At 64.7% G+C, this 17381-nt stretch carries 17 protein-coding genes and 1 pseudogene; 3 read left to right on the forward strand and 15 right to left on the reverse strand.

All coding sequences use genetic code 11. The annotated features are described in order from the left end of the window. Window positions 1-48 precede the first annotated feature (48 nt). The 7 genes and pseudogenes from M1E01_RS15470 to M1E01_RS15500 form a co-directional block, all read right to left on the reverse strand. On the reverse strand, window positions 49-291 hold the full coding sequence (locus M1E01_RS15470; RefSeq protein ID WP_457972443.1) for a hypothetical protein: 243 nt from the start codon (window positions 289-291) through the stop codon (window positions 49-51). Between the two features lie 2 nt (window positions 292-293). Then, window positions 294-737 carry an acyl-CoA thioesterase gene (locus tag M1E01_RS15475; protein ID WP_457974990.1) on the reverse strand — a complete coding sequence of 148 codons (444 nt, stop codon included), beginning with the start codon at window positions 735-737 and terminating at the stop codon, window positions 294-296. A gap of 98 nt (window positions 738-835) precedes the next feature. Beyond that, window positions 836-1015 (reverse strand): annotated as a pseudogene (locus tag M1E01_RS15480) (hypothetical protein); the annotation flags it as partial. 115 nt (window positions 1016-1130) lie between these two features. Further along, window positions 1131-2801: a thiamine pyrophosphate-binding protein gene (locus M1E01_RS15485; RefSeq protein WP_457972444.1), complete on the reverse strand. Its 1671-nt coding sequence runs from the start codon at window positions 2799-2801 to the stop codon at window positions 1131-1133. Then, window positions 2798-3865 carry an agmatinase gene (speB, locus tag M1E01_RS15490; protein ID WP_457972445.1) on the reverse strand — a complete coding sequence of 356 codons (1068 nt, stop codon included), beginning with the start codon at window positions 3863-3865 and terminating at the stop codon, window positions 2798-2800. Before speB ends, M1E01_RS15485 begins: the two co-directional genes overlap by 4 nt. A gap of 195 nt (window positions 3866-4060) precedes the next feature. After that, window positions 4061-4636, reverse strand: coding sequence for a helix-turn-helix domain-containing protein (locus tag M1E01_RS15495; RefSeq protein ID WP_457972446.1), 576 nt, complete (start codon window positions 4634-4636; stop codon window positions 4061-4063). Between the two features lie 233 nt (window positions 4637-4869). Next, window positions 4870-5100 carry a hypothetical protein gene (locus M1E01_RS15500; protein ID WP_457972447.1) on the reverse strand — a complete coding sequence of 77 codons (231 nt, stop codon included), beginning with the start codon at window positions 5098-5100 and terminating at the stop codon, window positions 4870-4872. Window positions 5101-5343: 243 nt separating this feature from the next. On the opposite strand from M1E01_RS15500, the gene M1E01_RS15505 reads away from it, so the two are divergent. Together M1E01_RS15505 and M1E01_RS15510 are read left to right on the forward strand one after the other, a co-directional pair. Continuing rightward, window positions 5344-6474 carry a VIT1/CCC1 transporter family protein gene (locus tag M1E01_RS15505; protein WP_457972448.1) on the forward strand — a complete coding sequence of 377 codons (1131 nt, stop codon included), beginning with the start codon at window positions 5344-5346 and terminating at the stop codon, window positions 6472-6474. Beyond that, entirely contained in the window at window positions 6474-7451 is a 978-nt protein-coding gene (locus tag M1E01_RS15510) for a matrixin family metalloprotease (protein WP_457972449.1), read from the forward strand. The genes M1E01_RS15505 and M1E01_RS15510 overlap by 1 nt, the downstream gene beginning before the upstream one ends. Before the next feature lie 38 nt (window positions 7452-7489). On the opposite strand, the gene M1E01_RS15515 is transcribed toward M1E01_RS15510, so the two are convergent. From M1E01_RS15515 to M1E01_RS15550, 8 genes are all read right to left on the reverse strand, one after another. Beyond that, window positions 7490-8623 carry an LOG family protein gene (locus M1E01_RS15515; RefSeq protein WP_457972450.1) on the reverse strand — a complete coding sequence of 378 codons (1134 nt, stop codon included), beginning with the start codon at window positions 8621-8623 and terminating at the stop codon, window positions 7490-7492. 191 nt (window positions 8624-8814) lie between these two features. Then, the gene (locus tag M1E01_RS15520; RefSeq protein WP_457972451.1) at window positions 8815-9591 is read right to left on the reverse strand and encodes an SDR family NAD(P)-dependent oxidoreductase; all 777 of its coding nucleotides are present in this window, start codon (window positions 9589-9591) and stop codon (window positions 8815-8817) included. A 49-nt stretch (window positions 9592-9640) separates the two neighbouring features. Continuing rightward, entirely contained in the window at window positions 9641-11014 is a 1374-nt protein-coding gene (locus M1E01_RS15525; protein WP_457972452.1) for an MFS transporter, read from the reverse strand. A 212-nt stretch (window positions 11015-11226) separates the two neighbouring features. Next, window positions 11227-11934 (reverse strand): FadR/GntR family transcriptional regulator, encoded by a 708-nt coding sequence (locus tag M1E01_RS15530; protein ID WP_457972453.1) that lies wholly within the window; start codon window positions 11932-11934, stop codon window positions 11227-11229. Window positions 11935-12170: 236 nt separating this feature from the next. After that, window positions 12171-13205, reverse strand: a complete 1035-nt coding sequence (locus M1E01_RS15535) for a Gfo/Idh/MocA family protein (protein ID WP_457972454.1) — start codon at window positions 13203-13205, stop codon at window positions 12171-12173. Window positions 13206-13245: 40 nt separating this feature from the next. Then, complete coding sequence (locus M1E01_RS15540; protein ID WP_457972455.1) at window positions 13246-14184, reverse strand: ATP-binding cassette domain-containing protein; 939 nt, start codon at window positions 14182-14184, stop codon at window positions 13246-13248. A 13-nt stretch (window positions 14185-14197) separates the two neighbouring features. After that, window positions 14198-15253: an ABC transporter permease gene (locus M1E01_RS15545; protein WP_457972456.1), complete on the reverse strand. Its 1056-nt coding sequence runs from the start codon at window positions 15251-15253 to the stop codon at window positions 14198-14200. 49 nt (window positions 15254-15302) lie between these two features. Next, the gene (locus tag M1E01_RS15550; RefSeq protein WP_457972457.1) at window positions 15303-16298 is read right to left on the reverse strand and encodes a substrate-binding domain-containing protein; all 996 of its coding nucleotides are present in this window, start codon (window positions 16296-16298) and stop codon (window positions 15303-15305) included. Between the two features lie 293 nt (window positions 16299-16591). Here M1E01_RS15550 and M1E01_RS15555 point away from each other — a divergent pair, with 293 nt between their 5' ends. Next, on the forward strand, window positions 16592-17332 hold the full coding sequence (locus M1E01_RS15555; protein ID WP_457972458.1) for a GntR family transcriptional regulator: 741 nt from the start codon (window positions 16592-16594) through the stop codon (window positions 17330-17332). The last annotated feature ends 49 nt before the right edge of the window (window positions 17333-17381 follow it).

Raw genomic sequence — 17381 nt, forward strand, 5'->3', positions numbered from 1 at the left:
AAATTTACAGTGTTTCGCTGGACGCCGGCACCATGCCCCCTTCGCCGGCTACTTGCCGGCAGGCTTCGGCAGCCTCTTCCGGCCGAATGCGAAGTAGCTGCCGGGACCAATGAAATTGACCAGCGTGGCGAACCGCCAGAGCGTCTTGGAGCCGCGGATCTGTTCAGCCGGACGGCGTGAAATATCGCGCTGGGCTGCAGTAAGGTAGGCCAGCTGGGCAACTCCCACCAGAACGGTGCCAAAGCGGGCTGCCGGGGGCAGCTCCTTCCAGGACTTCTTCTTTCGTGCCACGGTCAGTGCTCCTTGCGTTCGGCGGGCCTGTGTTCGATATAGGGCGCGAGGCGCTCTTTCTGTTCCGGCGTCAGCCTCAACACCCGCCCGCTGGCTTCGTCGACGAACGCGAGGTGGCTCGAGGCCTTCACACAATCCTCGCGAGTTACGGGGTCCTGCACAAGGTAGTGGATGTCGAAGCTGGCGCCTTTGACGGCGCCGATCCACACCTGGACCAGAGCGGGGATGTTGCGGTACTCCAGCGTCCGGACGTAACGGATCCGGTGGTCCACGATCAGCGCCATGGTGCCCTCCGGCACGTCATTGAACAACGACACCTGCGGCTCCACGCCCGGCAGCCCGGCGCCGCGGGGCGGGCCGAAGGCGGCAATGCGTGCTTCCTCCAGCATGCGGACGATCTGGACGTTGTTGATATGGCCATAGGCGTCCATGTCGCCCCAGCGCATCGGCACATGCACCTCGATGCGTCGGGAAGCCCTGGCCACCACCTGTGAAGCCGCGGCCCCTGGCGCCTGCATAGTCACGGCCTCCGGCCGCTGGGCGCTCAGCTGAACACCGCCGTCGAACCGTCCACGGGCATTTCCTCAACCCGGCCGCCGGCGAACTGCGACATGTACAGACGGTAGCGGGTGCCTTCTGCAGTAAGCAGCACCTGATGGTTGCCCGGCTCGACTATTTTTCCGTTCTCCATGACCAAGATCGTATCGGCGTCGCGGATGGTCGCGTGGCAGCGGCAAGTTTGCCATGAACCCTCGGGGAGCGCGAACGGGCGCTTGAGGCCCCAATCTCTTCACGGAATGGGGCCTCAAGTGTCCGTTCGCGCTGGGTGGTGGCCGGGGTTAGGCGGTCAGGTGGGTGGGTGCGAACATCTTCAGGAGGGTTTCGACGACGACGACGTTCGGGCCGTCCGCGGCGAAGCCCGCCTTGAGCGCGTCCCCCACGTTTTGTGGCGCAACACGGGTGGCCGGGACGCCGAAGGCTTCGGCGAGCTTTACGAAATCCGGCCGGGCAAGTTCGGTGGCTGTCGCCTTGCCAAACGCGCCCACCATGTACTCGCGCAGGATGCCGTAGCCGCCGTCATCCACGATCAGCCATGTGACGGGCACATTGTGCTGCTTCGCCGTGGCCAGTTCCGAAATGGAGTACATGGCGGAGCCGTCGCCCGAGACTGCAAGGACACGTGCGGAAGCACCCGTCTTGCCCACGGTTTCCAGCCCCACCGCTCCCCCGATCGCTGCGGGGAACCCGAAGCCCAGGCCGCCGGCGCCCTGGGCGGAATGGAACTGCCCCTCCCGGGCATCCCAGCAACTCCAGGCCCAGTAGGCGGAAATCGTCATGTCCCAGAAGGTCTGCATGTCCGCGGGAACCGCCTCCAGGATGTCGGCCATGAACTTCAGCTCCTTGCCGAGGTCCTGCGACTCCAGCCGGTCACGCACCTTCGTCAGGGAGTCCCGAACAAGTTCTTCCGGTGTCTTGCCGCGCCAGTTGGGGCGCCTTTCACCGGGACCGGCCGCAGTCAGGGCTTCATCCAGTGCTGCGAGCGCTTGGCCGGCGTCAGCGCGGATCCCCAGCCCCGGCCGGTTTGATTCAAGCACCCTGGGTTCGGCGTCGATCTGGATGATCCGGCCGCGCGGCTCGAACGTGAAGTAGTTGGAGGTGACCTCGCCCAGGGAGGACCCGATAACGATCAGCACGTCTGCGTCCTCGAGGACGTCTGTCATGTACCGGTCCTCGATCCAGGACTGCAACGACAGTTCGTGGTTCCAGGGAAATGCGCCGTTGCCGCCGGGAGTGCAGATGACCGGCGCCCGCAGCTTCTCGGCGATGGAGAGCAAAGACTTCTCGGCCCGCCCGCGGCGGGTGCCCCCGCCGGCGATGATGGCGGGACGCTCTGCTGCCGACAGCCATTTGACGGCTTCCCGGACCAGCTCGACGCGGGGCGGGTTGTCAGCCGCTTCGGCAAGGGCGTCCTCCACCCGCGGCACCATGATGGGGTCGAGCAGGACGTTCTGCGGGATCTCGATCCAGACCGGGCCCTGCGGTGACGAGATGGCTTCAGTCCAGGCATCCTGGATGGCCGACGGGATGCCGGACGCGTGCTGGATGAGGCGCTGGCTTTTTGTGACGTTCGCGGCCGAGGCCTTCTGGTCATCGAGCTGGTGCAGCATTCCCTTGCGGCGCGCCCCCAGTCCTTCCAGCGGGATCTGGCTCGCGACCACAACCATCGGCACTCCGGTGGCATATGCTTCCTGCAGCCCGGCGAGGGAGGTCAGCGCCCCCGGCCCGGTGGACAGAAACAGCACGCCCACTTCCCCGGTGGCACGTGAGTACCCGTCTGCAGCGAAGGCGCTGTTGTTTTCGACGCGGGAGGACACGAACTTTAAGTTGCCCCGGCCCATCGCGTCGAACAGGCCCAGCGCGTGCTGGCCTGGAATGCCGAAGACGGTCTTTGCACCGAGCGCTTCGAGGGTTTCGACGACGAGGTCCCCGCCATTGCGGAGGCCGGTCACAGTGAGGCCACCGGATTAGCGAAACCGGCCGGCCGGCGGGCTTCCTGGCCCAGCGCCTGGGCTGCGTAACCGGTGTCGGCACCGAGGCGGCTGCCTTCGACGGCATTGTCGGCCATGAGCGTGACAAGTTCGTAGGCGACGTGGCTGGCGGCGACGCCGGTGATTTCCGCGTGGTCGTAGGCGGGGGCAACTTCGACGACGTCGGCGCCGACAAGGTTCATGCCGCGGAAGCCCCGGAGGATCTCGAGCAGTTCCCTGCTGGTGATTCCGCCGGCTTCCGGCGTTCCGGTTCCGGGCGCGTGCGCCGGGTCAAGCACGTCGATGTCGACGGAGATGTACAGGGGGCGGCTGCCGATGCGGTCCCTGACCTTGGCCACGGTCTCGAGGACGCCTTGGTAGTAAACGTCGGCTGAGGTGACGATGCCGAAGCCGAAGCGGTGGTCGTCGTCGAGATCCTTCTTGCCGTAGAGCGGGCCGCGGGTGCCGATGTGGCTGATGGCATCAGTGTCCAGAATGCCCTCCTCCACGGCCCGGCGGAAAGGAGTCCCGTGGGTGTATTCCGCACCGAAGTAGGTGTCCCAGGTGTCCAGGTGTGCGTCGAAGTGCAGCATGGCGATGGGCCCGCCGGCGCGTTCGGCTGCGGCACGCAGCAGCGGCAGCGCGATGGTGTGGTCCCCGCCGAGGGTGACCAGCTTGCTGCCCGATGCGGTCAGCTCCAGGGCGTTGTGCTGGATGGTCTCGATGGCCTCGTTGATATTGAACGGATTCACGGCCATATCGCCGGCGTCCGCCACCTGGCAGTTTTCGAAAGGGCTGACATCCCAAGCGGGGTTATACGGCCGGAGCAGCCGGCTGGCCTCGCGGATGTGGTTGGCGCCGAAGCGGGCGCCGGGGCGGTAGGAAACGCCGGAGTCGAAGGGGACGCCAACCACGGTGATGTCGGCATGGGATACCTGGTCCAGTCGGGGCAGCCGGGCGTAAGTTGCAGCGCCTGCGTAGCGGGGGATACGGGATGAATCCATGGGGCCAAGATTGCCGTTGGCTTCGATGCGCAGCTCTTCCAAGGGAACGCCTCTCCTTCGAGGATGAAAGGTGATGTGGCAGCCATCATACACACGATGTTGCCTAATGCGCATCACTTGTTTACAAAGCTCGCTCGCTTGGGGAATTGTAGAATCCACGCACTCCACAAGAGCCGGCTGCACGAAGGAAACCGGGAACGGAAGGCGCTGGAAGGGGAGGCCCCGGAAGGGACGGTGCTACCTGCTGGCAGCGGGCACCAGGACCCAGAGCACCTCGACGGATTCGCTCGTCGGGTTCACCCAGGTGTGCGGTTCGCGGCCCGGGAACGTCACGGTGTCGCCGGTAGAAAGCTCGTACTCCTCATTGGTAAGGATGAGCTTGATGCTGCCTTTGATAACGTGCAGCACGTCGACGTCGCAGTCCACTGCGTAAAGCTCGGACTCGCCTCGCCCCTCCGGTTCGATGACGGCCTGAATGACCTGGACCCGCCGCTCGGACCGTGCGGTCAGCAGCCGCTCAACGATACCTTCGCCTCCGAGCGAGATACGGGGACCGGCGTTGCGCTTTGTCAGGTGAGTCTCCGGGGCAGCGAACAGGTCGCCGATCGAGATGGACAGCACCTGGCACAGGGTCACGAGGGAGGCCACCGACGGCGACGTCAGGTCACGTTCCACGCGGCTCAGGAAACCCTTGGTCAGCCCGGTGGCGTCCGCCACCTGTTCGATCGTGAGCCGCTGCGATTGGCGGGCGGCACGGATTCTTGAACCGATGGCAACCGGAATATTGCTCGGCTCAACTGGAAGTGCCTTCATCTATGAACCTTTCACGGCCGGCCGCTCGGCCCCATCTCTGGAGACATACTAGCGGCCCGCCGCCGATCTGACCCCGGGGAATCGCTGCGCAGACATTTGCGTCTTCACCCTATTAACGTTCGACGGCGGTGCCCTCCCTCTGTTGGGAAGGCACCGCCGTCGAGGTGAAAGTTGGGGCTAAGCCGGGGTTACGAAGTCGTGATCAAGAAAGGGGACCGGGGCCGGACGGGGAGTCAGCGATCATATTCCTCGTCGTCACGGAACTCGTCTGTGTCCAGCGAAACGACCCGCTCGTCGTCGTCCGCCGCCTCCGGCACGGCGGGAACGACGCGTTCCTCGGAATCGAGGAACTCGTCTTCGGCGTCCCAGTCTTCCTCTACCGGGGTGTCCTCGGCAAAGTCGTAGGCGGGATCGGATTCGAGGGTGTGGCGGGCAGGCTCGGGACGTGCTCCGGTGGTGTTCATACTGCAAACCTCCGTGTGATTGGACTTCCGTGCCCTCCGTCAGCGAGGCACGTTTTCATCAGATCACCGCCGTTGCAGTGGGTCAAGGGCACGATGGCAGGCCGGAAAGCAGCCCCTGAACAGGCAAAATTACGGGATCCCTAAACTTCCGCCTGAGGAATACCGGCCGAAAATCCGCGGAATTGCGGGGTAAGCTGGGCAAGCAATGGGGCCGAACCAGCCCCATCCAGCCCAGGAGTTTCCGTGTCCCAGCACGCCAGATCTGACCAAGCCTTCCAAGCCGATACCAGCGCCGCCCCGGCCCCGGCAGACATCAGGCGCTGGCGCCAATACCTGGCCGACGAGCGCGCAGAAGCCGCCGTATACCGGGACCTGGCGCAGAACCGCTCGGGCGAAGAACGCGCGATTCTCCTTGCACTCGCCGCGGCAGAGGGCCGTCACGAAGCACACTGGCTCAGACTGCTCGGCGAACACGCAGGCAAGCCCCGCCGCGCCTCGGCCCGAAGCCGCCTCCTGGGATTCCTTGCCCGGCATTTCGGATCTGTTTTCGTGCTGGCCCTGGCTCAGCGGGCAGAGGGCCGCTCCCCTTACCTAAAGGAGCCGTCCGCCACGCCGGCCATGGCAGCGGACGAGCAGATTCACGAAGAGGTGGTGCGGGGTCTTGCCACTCGTGGCCGCAACCGCCTTGCCGGCAGCTTCCGTGCCGCCGTGTTTGGAGCCAACGACGGCCTGGTCAGCAACCTCGCCCTCGTCATGGGTATGGCCGCGACAGGCGTCGCCAGTTCAGTCGTGCTGCTCAGTGGCATCGCGGGCCTGCTGGCCGGCGCCTTCTCCATGGGGGCCGGCGAATTCGTCTCTGTCCGCTCCCAGCGCGAGCTGCTTGCCGCCACTCGGCCCACGCAGGTCACGCTCGCCGCGGCACCGCAGCTCGACATCGAACACAATGAGCTCCTGCTTGTGTACCTGGCCCGGGGCATGTCCCGGGAAGCAGCTGAGCACCGGGTCGCGGAGCGGATGGGCCGCTTCAGCTGCGACTGCGACCCCAGCCTCTCACTCCGGCCCGAGCTGCCCGCATCCGATGATGAGCACGAGGCCGTGGGTACGGCATGGGGTGCTGCGCTGTCCAGCTTCTGCTTCTTTGCATCCGGCGCGGTCGTCCCCATCCTCCCCTTCGTCTTCGGCATGACCGGCCTCGCGGCGCTCGTCGTAGCCGCTGCCCTGGTGGGCGTGGCGCTGCTGGCGACTGGCGCCGTCGTCGGCCTGCTGTCCGGCACCTCTCCCCTGACCCGCGGCCTGCGGCAGCTGGTGATCGGCCTGGGCGCCGCCGGCGTGACCTACTTGCTGGGCATGGCCTTTGGCGCGGTGATCGCCTAGTGCGGGACGCCGGGCACCGGCCGTCAGGGCGTCATTCGGGACAGGCCAACGCCGCCCGCCGTTTCATGGGCTACCTCGTCCTGGTGGCGGTGGTTGGATGCGGAGCCTTCCTCACCGCGGGTCTGGCTTATGGCGGCCCGCGGCTTGCTGCACTGCTGGACTTCCGGCTGGATCCTGGAAATGCGGGCACGGGAAATGACAGTTCCGGTCCCTTCGGCGAAGGTACTGCAGACGGCGAGACCGGACGGACGCACGAATCCGGCAGGGCGGGCGGGCCCGGCGGTGAGCTGGCCACGAACGGCGCGGCCCACGCCCCGCCGCCCGGAGTAGAGGAAGCGGCAGAGCCGCTGGGCACGCCGCTGCCTCCTCCGGCGCCGAGCAGTTCATACAAGTTTCTCGCCATGAACGACGACGGCACCCCCGTGGGTTATTCACCCTGCCGGCCGCTGCACTATGTCATGAATGCCGACCTCGCCCCCGCAGGCGCGGAGGGCCTGGTCCACGAGGCCATCAGGACGATGTCGCGGGCGACGGGCATCCGCTTCATCAGCGACGGCGCCACCCGTGAGCAGCCTTCCGACCAGCGCGACCCCTACCAGCCGGAGGCCTACGGCGAGCGATGGGCTCCGCTGCTCATCAGCTGGACCACGCCCGAGGCCGCTCCTCAGCTCAAAGGGCAGATCATTGGCACCGGCGGCAGCACGCACTTCAGCTACGAGGGCGGGCCCAAGAGCTTCGTCACCGGAAGCCTCGAGCTCGACGCGCCTCAGATTGGCGTCGGATTGCACCGGCCCGACGGCTCGGCCTACGCCAGGGCCGTCATCCTGCACGAGCTCGGCCATGTCATGGGGCTCGAGCATGTCGGCGATCCGGTCCAGCTGATGTATCCGGAAATCGGCACGCCTGACGGCCTTGCCGCCGGGGATCTCAATGGCCTGCACGCCTTGGGGAGCGCTCCGTGCCGGAAGGATCTCTAAGACCTACGTGCTGAAGTGCGTTATTGACGGGCCACAGATCACCCGCCCAAGACGGCAACTGCCTCATCCACGCTGTCGACCAGGAATATCCACTCCTCCATGGCCCGCCCTGCCGCGAGGCGCTGAAGCATCGGCCAGGCCGGGTAGCGGTGTTCCCAGTAGTCCCGGCCCACCAGCACCATGGGGGTCATGGTCTCAGGCGCGCCGTAGTAGTTCTCGCAGGCATCCTGGAAGATCTCCTGCACCGTTCCCGCCGCGCCGGGCAGGAACACGATCCCGCCGTTGCAGAGCTCCAGGAGGATGGCTTCCCGGACGGCGTTCGTGAAGTACTTGGCAATGTGCGTCGCGAAATAGTTGGGCGGCTCGTGCCCGTAAAACCACGTCGGAATGCCCACCGACGCCGCGCCGTCAGGAAAACGGTCGACGACGGCTGCCGCCGCCCGCGCCCACGCGGACACCGAGGGCCGGAAGCCCGGGACGGCGGCCAGTTCTGCGAGGACGTCCAGGACATCATTGTCGGGACATTCACTGAGGTAAGCGCCGAGGTTTGCCGCCTCCATGGCTCCCGGACCCCCGCCGGTCGCCACCATCCGCCCGCTGAGGGTCAGGAGTCTGCCCAGCTTCGCGGCGTCGGCAAAGTCGAGGCTTCCTCGCTGCGCCGCGTGGCCGCCCATTACCCCGACAATCGGGCGTCCCTCGCTGCGCACGGAGTGGGACAGTTCTTCCAGGGCGTCGCCGATGGCATGGTCGTGAAGGGCAGCGGCGAGCGTGGCGTCGAGCCGGTGCCGCTGCCCGGGCTGGATGCTCCACTGATACACCAGCGCATCCGGGGACTTTTCGTAGGGGGCGTCCCGGATGCCGGCGTAAAGCTCCTGCGGCGTATAGAGCTCCCCGCGGTAGGCGTCGAAGGGTACGCCGGTCAGCTTGGGAAAGATGAGGGCGCCGCGCCGGCGCAACGCATCCTCCACGCCGGGATCAAACGTGCAGCCGAGGAAGATGGCGCCTTCGGCGTCCATTTCTGCAAGCGCAGATGCCCGTCCGCGCAGGTCGAGCGACTGGGCGTGCCAGCCGTGCATGCTTTTCGCTCCGGTCCGAACCAGCTGGTCGAAGCCGACCAGGCTTTCAATATCGAGGGTCCGCGGGCTCGGGTTGAGGTTGCCGGAGGGATTCATGGTGCCAGCCTAGTGGCCGGGCAGTGCCGTTGGACTGGCAGGCAAGGCCGGCTTCACTGGAATACTGCCGGTTATCCGGAATGCTTGCCAGTTACCGGGATGCTTGCCAGTTAAAGGGACGCACCCCGCCGAAAAGGACGCACCCCGCCGAAGCCCGGCGGGGTGCGTCCTCACGAACTGAGCGGCCAGGCTTAGGAAACCTGGAGCCCGCCGTTGATGTCGTACGTGGCGGCGGTGATGTAGCCGGAGTCCGCACCCAGCAGGAAGGAGATGAGCGCAGCCACTTCCTCGCGGGTTCCGACACGGCCCATCATGATGCCTTCGGACATCTGCGCCTTACGCTCCTCGCTCAGGGTGCCGCCCATGATGTCGGTATCAATGGGGCCCGGGGCGATGGCGTTCACGGTGACGCCGAACTCCCCGACTTCGCGTGCCAAAGCACGGGTGAACCCGATGATGCCGGCCTTGGAGGCGCTGTAGGCAACCTTGGAGTAGGTGCCGCCGCCGCGCTGTGCCGAGATCGAGGAGATGCTCACGATGCGTCCGAGCTTGCGCTCGATCATGCCCTTGAGGACGCGCTGGGAGACCACGAAGGTGCCGCGCATGTTGATGGCGAAGACCTTGTCCCACTCGGCAACGGTGGTTTCCATGAAGGGGGTCGGCGAGCTGATGCCTGCAAGGTTGGCCAGTGCCACAATCGGCGGCAGGGACTCTTCGATCTCGGTGATGGCCCGGTCCACGGACGCTTCGTCGGAAACGTCCGCGCCGACACCGATCGCCTTTACCGCACGGTTGGAGCCGATCTCTGCGGCAGCGGCCTTCGCGTCCTCGGCGTTGATGTCCAGGATAGCGATGGACCAGCCTTCGCTGGCCATGCGGTCAGCAGCGGCACGGCCGATGCCGCGGGCGGAGGCAGCGCCGGTCAGGACGACCGTGCGGTCTGCGGGGAAGGGAGTGGTTGAGCTCATTGCAGGTATTTCCTTTAGCTGGTGATAGCCGGTACGTGGCGGACGGTTCTTAGCGGGTGACTTCGACTTCGACCTTGGCAGCTGCCTCGACAGCGGGATCCAGGGCGGCGTCCCCCTCGGGACGCTTGCGGGCGTAGAGGTAGGTGGCTACCGCGGTGGTGCACAGGCAGAAGGAGAGGAACAGCAGGCCGCTCTGGTTACTGCCGGTGGCGTCGTTGAACAGACCGACGGCATAAGGGGCAACGAAGCCTCCAAGGTTGCCCAGCGAGTTCACCATGGCCAGGCCGGAGGCTGCTGCTGCACCGGTGAGTGCTGCGGATGGCATGGACAGGAACGGGGCGATGGCACCGTAGATACCCATGGCCGCGGCGGTGAGTGCAATCAGGGCCAGGATGGGGTTGACCTGGAGCAGGTAGCCTGCGGACAGCAGACCCACACCGGCGAGCACCATGCTGACGGAGCTGTGCCAGGCACGCTTGCCCGTCTTGTCGGCACGCTTGCTCCAGAAATATACGAAGACGGCTGCGATGGCGTACGGAATGAGGACGATGAACCCGACCTGGGCGGTGGAGAACTTGCCGAGGGCGGCAACGATCGTGGGCATCCAGAGTCCGAGGCCGTAGATGCCGCAAACGAGGCCGAAGTAGAGTGCCGAGTAGACGATGGTGCGCTTGTCCTTGAGGCCGGCCAGGAAGTTGTGGCTGCCGCCCTTGGACTTTGCTGCGAGTTCGGCCTCCATGGTGGTGGTGAGCCATTCGCGCTCATCGGCATTGAGCCACTTGGCGTCACGGGGGCGGTCCGTCATGAGGATGGGGGTCAGCACGCCGAGGAGGATGGCGGGGATGCCTTCGATGATGTACAGCCACTGCCAACCGTGCAGGCCCATAATGCCGTCCATCTGGAGGAGCAGTCCGGAGACCGGTGCGCCCAAGGCGTTGGAGATGGGCTGGGCCAGGATGAAGATGCCCAGGACGGTGACACGCTGCGCGGCCGGGAACCACAGGGTGAGGTAGAAGAGGATGGCCGGGAAGAAGCCGGCTTCAGCGGCACCGAGCAGGAACCGGATGATGTAGTAGGTGGATTCACCGTTGACCAGGGCCATCGCCGTGGCGAAGATGCCCCAGGTGATCAGGATGCGGGCCAGCCATTTGCGGGCACCGTACTTGTACATACCGGCGTTGCTGGGCACCTCGAGGAGTGCGTAGCCGAGGAAGAAGATGCCCGCGCCCAAGCCATAGGCGGCAGCGCTCAGGCCGATGTCCTCGCTCATGGTCAGCTTGGCGAAACCGACGTTGTTCCGGTCCAGGTAAGCGATGAAGTACAGCAGCACGATCAGGGGCATGACGCGGCGGCGGACTTTGCGGAGAGTGCGGTCGCCAAGCTCGCCGAGTCCCGAGGACTTTGTGGTTAATGAAGTCATCATCGACCTTCTATCAGACGGTTTCCGGCCGGCGGCTACGCGCGGAGGAATCCGATTGCTTTTATTGGGGTTTCTGTCCGCTCCACGGGGGAACATCATTTTCATGTTGCTGAGTTGAATCTGATGTCAGACATCTGACGGACGAGCATGAAAGAGATCTTAGGAGGGTGATGCGGATTACGTCAAGGCGGGCAGATCCGGCGAGGAAAAGTGCCTTAGCTCTGCGAGCCGTGAACGTAGCGTTCGTAGTCCTCGAACGTCTGGTCCATGTGCTCATCCATGACCCGGCGCGCGAGCTCGGAGTCGCCCGTGAGGATGCTGTCCAGCACGCGCTGGTGGAAGACGATGGCGTGGGCCTGAATTTCCCGCACGGCGGAGGTTTCGCGGCGTGCCCGGTATAGCGACTGGCCCAACTGGGCGAGCAGGGCACGCACAAACGGATTTCCCGAGGCCTTCAGCACGGCGTCGTGGAACTCGATATCGGCCGTCACGAATCCGTCCAGATCCCCGGACTCATGGAAACGCTTCATGGCAGCAATTGCCTGGCGCATGCTTTCAATGTGCTCCGGCGAATGCCGCTTCGCCGCAAGGGCCGAAGCGCCCGTTTCGACCATTCGCCGCACCTCGATAAGGCCTCTGGACACCTGGTCGTCGGCATTGCCGTGCGATGCCGCCTTGATGATCGCATCCAGACCGGTCCAGTTTTCCGCGGGGTTGACGAAGGTTCCGCGGCCGGCCTTCACATAGAGAATGTTCTGTGCCCGCAGCGCCTTGAGTGCTTCCCGGACCGTCAGCCGGCTGACGTCATAAATCTTGGCGATATCGGATTCCGGGGGCAGGGCATCATGGGGCTTCAGCCTGCCGTCGAGGATGTCATCCAGCAGGCCGTCCACAAGGTGGTCAACAAGCGTCCTGCGACCCATGCGGAACGACCTACTTTCGCCTCGTATCAGGCCCCGAGCGCCCGACACTGATGGGCCTAACACTACAGAAACCGGGGCGTCGGGAGTAAACACCAGGACGCGTTGGCAGCCCTTGGCGCGTCACCTTCAAGTGCGGCAGAAACGGGGGCCGTGGTGCAGAACGTGAACATGCAGAATGCAGCCACTGCCTCCGGCCCCGGGGCGGTGTGGCACCGCAGTCGAGGCCTGCCGCAGCCTCAGATCGTGACAGCCGCGGCAACGCGGACCGGCACAGCGGTTTCAAGTGATTCCTGGGCTGCGTCCGCCACGCGTGATGCCGCTACTGCGTCTTCCGGCGTGCACGGGTTGTCCCGCTGGCCGAGCACGAGTTCCACGAAGGCCGCCATCTCGGAGCGGTAGGCCTGGTCGAACCGGTCAGCAAATGTCCGGTGCGGTTCTCCTGCTGGAAAGGCGACGCCGGCTTCCGCCGACCCCAGCGCGGTCTTTTCGTCCAGGCCCACCATCAGAGATCCTGCGGAACCCTGGATTTCGAGCCGTACATCGTGCCCGGCTCCGTTGTACCGCGAGGCGACGACGGAACCCAGCGTCCCGTCGTCGAACGTCACCACCGCCAGCGCGGTGTCCACGTCTCCCACGTGCCCGATCGCGGGGTCGCCCTTGTTGGAGCCCTTGGCGTAGACCTCCACGATGTCCCGGCCGGTGAGCCAGCGCAGGATGTCGAAGTCGTGCACGGAACAGTCCCGGAAGAGGCCTCCTGATGTCGCCAGGAAATCGACCGGAGGGGGTGTCATGTCGCAGGTGACGGCCCGCACGGAATGGATCCAGCCGAGCTCGCCGGCTTCGAAGGCGCGCTTTGCCTCGAGGTAGCCTGCGTCGAACCGCCGCTGGTGCCCGATCTGGACAGTCCCCCTGTTGGACGTGATGTACTCAAGAACGGGCAGGGCGTCAGCCACGTTCATGGCCACAGGCTTTTCACAAAACACCGGGACTCCGGCATCCACCCCTGCCCTAATCAGGTCGGGGTGGGTGCCGGTTCCAGTGGCGATGACCAGGCCATCAATCCCCGACTCCAACAGGGCCTCCACGGACGGCAGGAACTCTGCACCCAGCCCTTCGGCCACGGCGCGTGCGTGGTCAGCGGCCACATCTGTCAGCTTGAGCTGGACGTTGATGTTCTGCGGGTGGAGCACCCCGTTCAGGGAAGCGATGTTGTTGGCGTGCATGACGCCGATGCGGCCCACGCCGACGAGTCCGAGGGTGATGTCCTTCATGAAGTTCCTTACTGCTGGAGATGAGGCTGGATCGTGAGGCTCAGCCGCGTACGTGGCTGGGAGTCCCGGTTTCCGGGGCACCTGCGTTCCCGGTTCCGGCCACTTCAGCCTGGACTTCCTTCACGATGTCGCCGTGCCCGCCCAGCTGTTCAAGTTCGTGGGCGAGTTCGGCGAGTTCTGCGCCGCCGGCCATCTGGGCGGTGAGTTCGTCGAGGGTGATGTCCTTCTTGTCGTAGTAGCCGATGGAACGGCCGCGCTTGAGCAGCAGGAACCGGTCGCCCACCGGGAAGGCATGGTGGGGGTTGTGGGTGATGAAGATGACGCCCAGTCCGCGGTCACGGGCCTGCAGGATGTAACGCAGCACGACGCCGGACTGCTTGACGCCGAGGGCAGCGGTGGGTTCGTCCAGGATCAGGACCTTGGCGCCGAAGTAGACGGCGCGGGCGATCGCAACACATTGGCGCTCACCGCCGGAGAGCTGGCCGATGGGCTGTTCGACATCGCGCAGGTCGATGCCCATATCGGCGAGCTCTTTCTTGGTGATGTCCTTCATCTTCTGGACGTCCAGCTTCTTGAAGGGGCCCACGCCGGTGGTCAGCTCGGAGCCCAGGAAGAAGTTGCGCCAGATGGGCATCAGCGGCACCACGGCAAGGTCCTGGTAGACGGTGGCGATGCCTACGTCCAGGGCGTCCCTGGGGGAGGTGAACTTGCGATCCTCCCCCATGACTTTCAGGACGCCTTCGTCGTGCTGGTGCAGCCCGGCGATGATCTTGATCAGGGTTGACTTGCCGGCACCGTTATCACCGAGGACACACGTGACGCGGCCATTGTCCACGGCCATCGTGACGTCGGTGAGGGCGACGATGTTGCCGTAGTGCTTGCCCACGCTCTCCATGGAGAGCAGGTGCACGGGGGTGTGGGTCAGCGGGTCCTTTTCGTCCTTGAGGAGCTGCTGCTGGTCGATCTGCTTGGCGTTCATGGTTTAGGGGCCCTTACTTGCTTGCGTCTGCGCGGCGCTTGACGATCAGGTTCACGATGGTGGCCAGGAGAAGCATCAGGCCCAGGAAGAACTTGAACCAGTCCGGGTTCCACTGGGCGTAGACGATGCCCTTGTTGGCCATGCCGAAGATGAAGGCGCCGATGGCGCCGCCCACGGCCGAGCCATAGCCGCCGGTGAGGAGGCAGCCGCCGATGACCGCGGCGATGATGTAGAGGAATTCGTTGCCCACGCCTTCGCCGGACTGCACGGCGTCGAAGGCGAACAGGTTGTGCATGCCGAGGATCCAGCCGCAGAAACCGACGGCCATGAACAGGCCGATCTTGGTGGCTTTGACGGGAACACCAACGGCGCGGGCGGCATTCGCGTCGCCGCCGACAGCGAAGATCCAGTTGCCCACCTTGGTGCGCAGCAGCACCCAGGACGCCACGGCAACCAGGGCGATCCAGATGAAGACGGTGTTGTTGACGTCCACGCCGGCGATGTTGACCGAGGAGGCGAAGATGGCCCGGGCCGCCTGGTAGCCGTCCATGCTGGAAATTGACGGGGAGGACACGCCGCCGCCGATCATACGAGTAAGTCCCAGGTTAAGGCCGGTCAGCATCAGGAAGGTTGCGAGGGTAACGATGAAGCTCGGCAGCTTGGTCTTCATCAGGATCCAGCCGTTGATGTAGCCGATGCCCAGGGACACGACGAGCGCCAGGACCACGCCGACCCACACATTCATGCTGAAGTACCAGCTGAACATCGAGGCGGTCAGGGCCGAGCTGATCACGGCAACGCCGGTGGAAAGGTCGAACTCGCCGCCAATCATCAGCAGCGACACACCCACGGCCATGATGCCGATGGTGGAGCTGCCGTAGAGGACGGTGGCGAAGGCGTTCGGCTGGATGAAGGTCTGGGAGACCGAGGCGAAGAAGACGAAGAGGACGATTGCGCCCACGAGGGCGCCGACTTCGGGACGTGCGAGGAGTTTCTGGAAGGGGTTGCGCTTGGCCACGCGCTCATCGCGCAGTGCCGGGGGCTTTGTCACACTCTGGGTGATGGTCATGATGATTCTCCTACCTAAGGGTCGGGTCCGCAGTCCGGCTAGCGGGCTGTTAGCGGAGGCCTTCCTTGGCGAACTTGAGGACGTCGGTGGCTGCGGCCTGGTCGACGATAGAGGGGCCGGTCAGCACGGGCTGCCCGCCACCGATCTTGAAGCCGCCGCGCTTTGCCTGCCACAGCGAATCGATTGCGCCATAGCCCTGCAACCACGGCTGCTGATCAACCGTGAAAACGACATCGCCGTCAGCAATCTTCTGGGCGAGCTCAGGGTTCATGTCGAACGAGGCCACCTTGGCCTTGCTGCCCGCCCCGGTCACAGCCTTCAGGATGGTCAACGTGTAGGGTGCACCCAAGCCAATGATGGCATCGGCGTCAGCGGTAGCCTGCAGCTTGGCGGTAACCGTGGAGGAAACCTGCGCCATGTCAGTACCGGGAACGTAAAGGATCTCCGTTCCGGCCACCTTTTCCTTCACACCTGCACAGCGGGCTTCCAGACCCACGTGCCCCTGCTCCTGAATAACACAGATGGGGTGTTTGAGGCCCAGTTCAGTGAGCTTTGTTCCGACGGCAGCGCCAGCGAGTTTTTCGTTCGACCCGAAGTGAGTGAAAGCACCCAATTGAGCCGAGACTGATTCACCGGCATTGAGGCTGACCACAGGAATGCCGGCGTCAGTGGCCTTCTTGAGGGAGTCCTTCAACGCATCCGGCTTGGCAAGGGTCACAGCAATGCCGTCGACCTTCTGATCAATCGCCTGCTGGATCAGCTGCGCCTGGCGCCCGCCTTCGGGATCCGAGGTGTAGAGCAATTCCACATTATCCTTCGCGGCGGCTTCCTCGGCCCCCTTGCGGACGATGTCCCAGAACGTGTCACCCGGGGCGGCATGGGTGATGAGTGCAACCTTCATGCGAGGGGTCGAGGCAACCTGCCCGGCGCCGCCCCCAGTGTTCCCTTCGGGAGCACGGCCCCCCTGGCTGGAGCAAGCTGTCAGAGCGAGCATCGGGATTGCGACGGCCGCGACGGCCGCCCGGCGCCAAAAGAATTTGGTCACAGTAAATCTCCTTCGATTCGAAAGCCTCAGCCCGCCACATCGCGGGATTCAGCAGGCTTGTTACACCGATCATGGTGACTCAGGCCACAGATGTCAATACTTTGTCCTGACATTAGGATGTTTTTACGAGAAGGAACGTGCTTTCACCCCCAAAGGCAGTCTTCCCAGACCGGTCCTCTTGACCCCCGGCGCGTCGCTGCTACTATCGAAAGGCAGTATGTCCTATCAAGCAAACATGCACCGGACATACAGCCCGGGCACAGGACCCGCCGCGGCACATAAGGGAGCATTCAATGGCGAACCAACTTCACCTCAGCATTGACAGGTCGTCGCCGGTGCCCCTGTACCACCAGGTGGTACAGGGCATCGAAGCTGCCATCCACACCGGGCTGCTGGAACCGGGCAGCCGGCTGGAGAACGAAATTGACCTCGCCGCACAGCTGAACCTCTCCCGCCCCACCATGCGCAAGGCCATGGACGAACTGGTCCGTGCAGGCCTGCTGGTCCGTAAACGCGGCGTGGGCACCCAGGTGGTTTCCAGCCAGGTCCGCCGGCCCCTTGAGCTCTCCAGCCTGTACGACGACCTCACCAGCAACGGCAGCAAGCCCACAACCGACGTGCTGACCTTCGCGCACGTCGAAGCCGATGACGCCACCCTCAAGGCGCTGCACCTGCCCGCCGGTGCGAAGGTCTACCACTTCACGCGACTCCGCAAAGTCGGCGGCAAGCCGCTGGCGCTGATGGAAAACTGGGTCCGCGATGACATCACGCCTATTGATGAGGAACTGCTGGCCTCGAAAGGCCTCTACGCGATCCTCCGCAGCGGCGGGGTCAATTTCAGGCTCGCCACGCAGCGGATCGGCGCCGTGGTGGCCAACGAGTACCAGGCACCGCTCCTCGAAACAAAGCCCGGCTCCGCCCTGGTGACCATGGAGCGCACGGCCGTGGATGACACCGGCCGTAACGTTGAGACCGGACACCACGTGTACCGAGGTGATTCCTACAGCTTCGAAATGACGCTCGTGCAGAGGTAAGCTCCGGCGCTTACCGCAGTACCTGCATTGCAATCCTGATAACACCGAC

It is taken from the genome of Arthrobacter sp. D1-17, from assembly GCF_054130535.1.

Bases quoted from the DNA above. Each gene is read 5' to 3' on its own strand.
- M1E01_RS15475 (WP_457974990.1), bottom strand. From the start codon at position 737: ATGCGCTGGGGCGACATGGACGCCTATGGCCATATCAACAACGTCCAG.
- M1E01_RS15495 (WP_457972446.1), bottom strand. From the start codon at position 4,636: ATGAAGGCACTTCCAGTTGAGCCGAGCAATATTCCGGTTGCCATCGGT.
- M1E01_RS15500 (WP_457972447.1), bottom strand. From the start codon at position 5,100: ATGAACACCACCGGAGCACGTCCCGAGCCTGCCCGCCACACCCTCGAA.
- M1E01_RS15515 (WP_457972450.1), bottom strand. From the start codon at position 8,623: ATGAATCCCTCCGGCAACCTCAACCCGAGCCCGCGGACCCTCGATATT.
- M1E01_RS15520 (WP_457972451.1), bottom strand. From the start codon at position 9,591: ATGAGCTCAACCACTCCCTTCCCCGCAGACCGCACGGTCGTCCTGACC.
- M1E01_RS15525 (WP_457972452.1), bottom strand. From the start codon at position 11,014: ATGATGACTTCATTAACCACAAAGTCCTCGGGACTCGGCGAGCTTGGC.
- M1E01_RS15530 (WP_457972453.1), bottom strand. From the start codon at position 11,934: ATGGGTCGCAGGACGCTTGTTGACCACCTTGTGGACGGCCTGCTGGAT.
- M1E01_RS15535 (WP_457972454.1), bottom strand. From the start codon at position 13,205: ATGAAGGACATCACCCTCGGACTCGTCGGCGTGGGCCGCATCGGCGTC.
- M1E01_RS15540 (WP_457972455.1), bottom strand. From the start codon at position 14,184: ATGAACGCCAAGCAGATCGACCAGCAGCAGCTCCTCAAGGACGAAAAG.
- M1E01_RS15545 (WP_457972456.1), bottom strand. From the start codon at position 15,253: ATGACCATCACCCAGAGTGTGACAAAGCCCCCGGCACTGCGCGATGAG.
- M1E01_RS15555 (WP_457972458.1), top strand. From the start codon at position 16,592: ATGGCGAACCAACTTCACCTCAGCATTGACAGGTCGTCGCCGGTGCCC.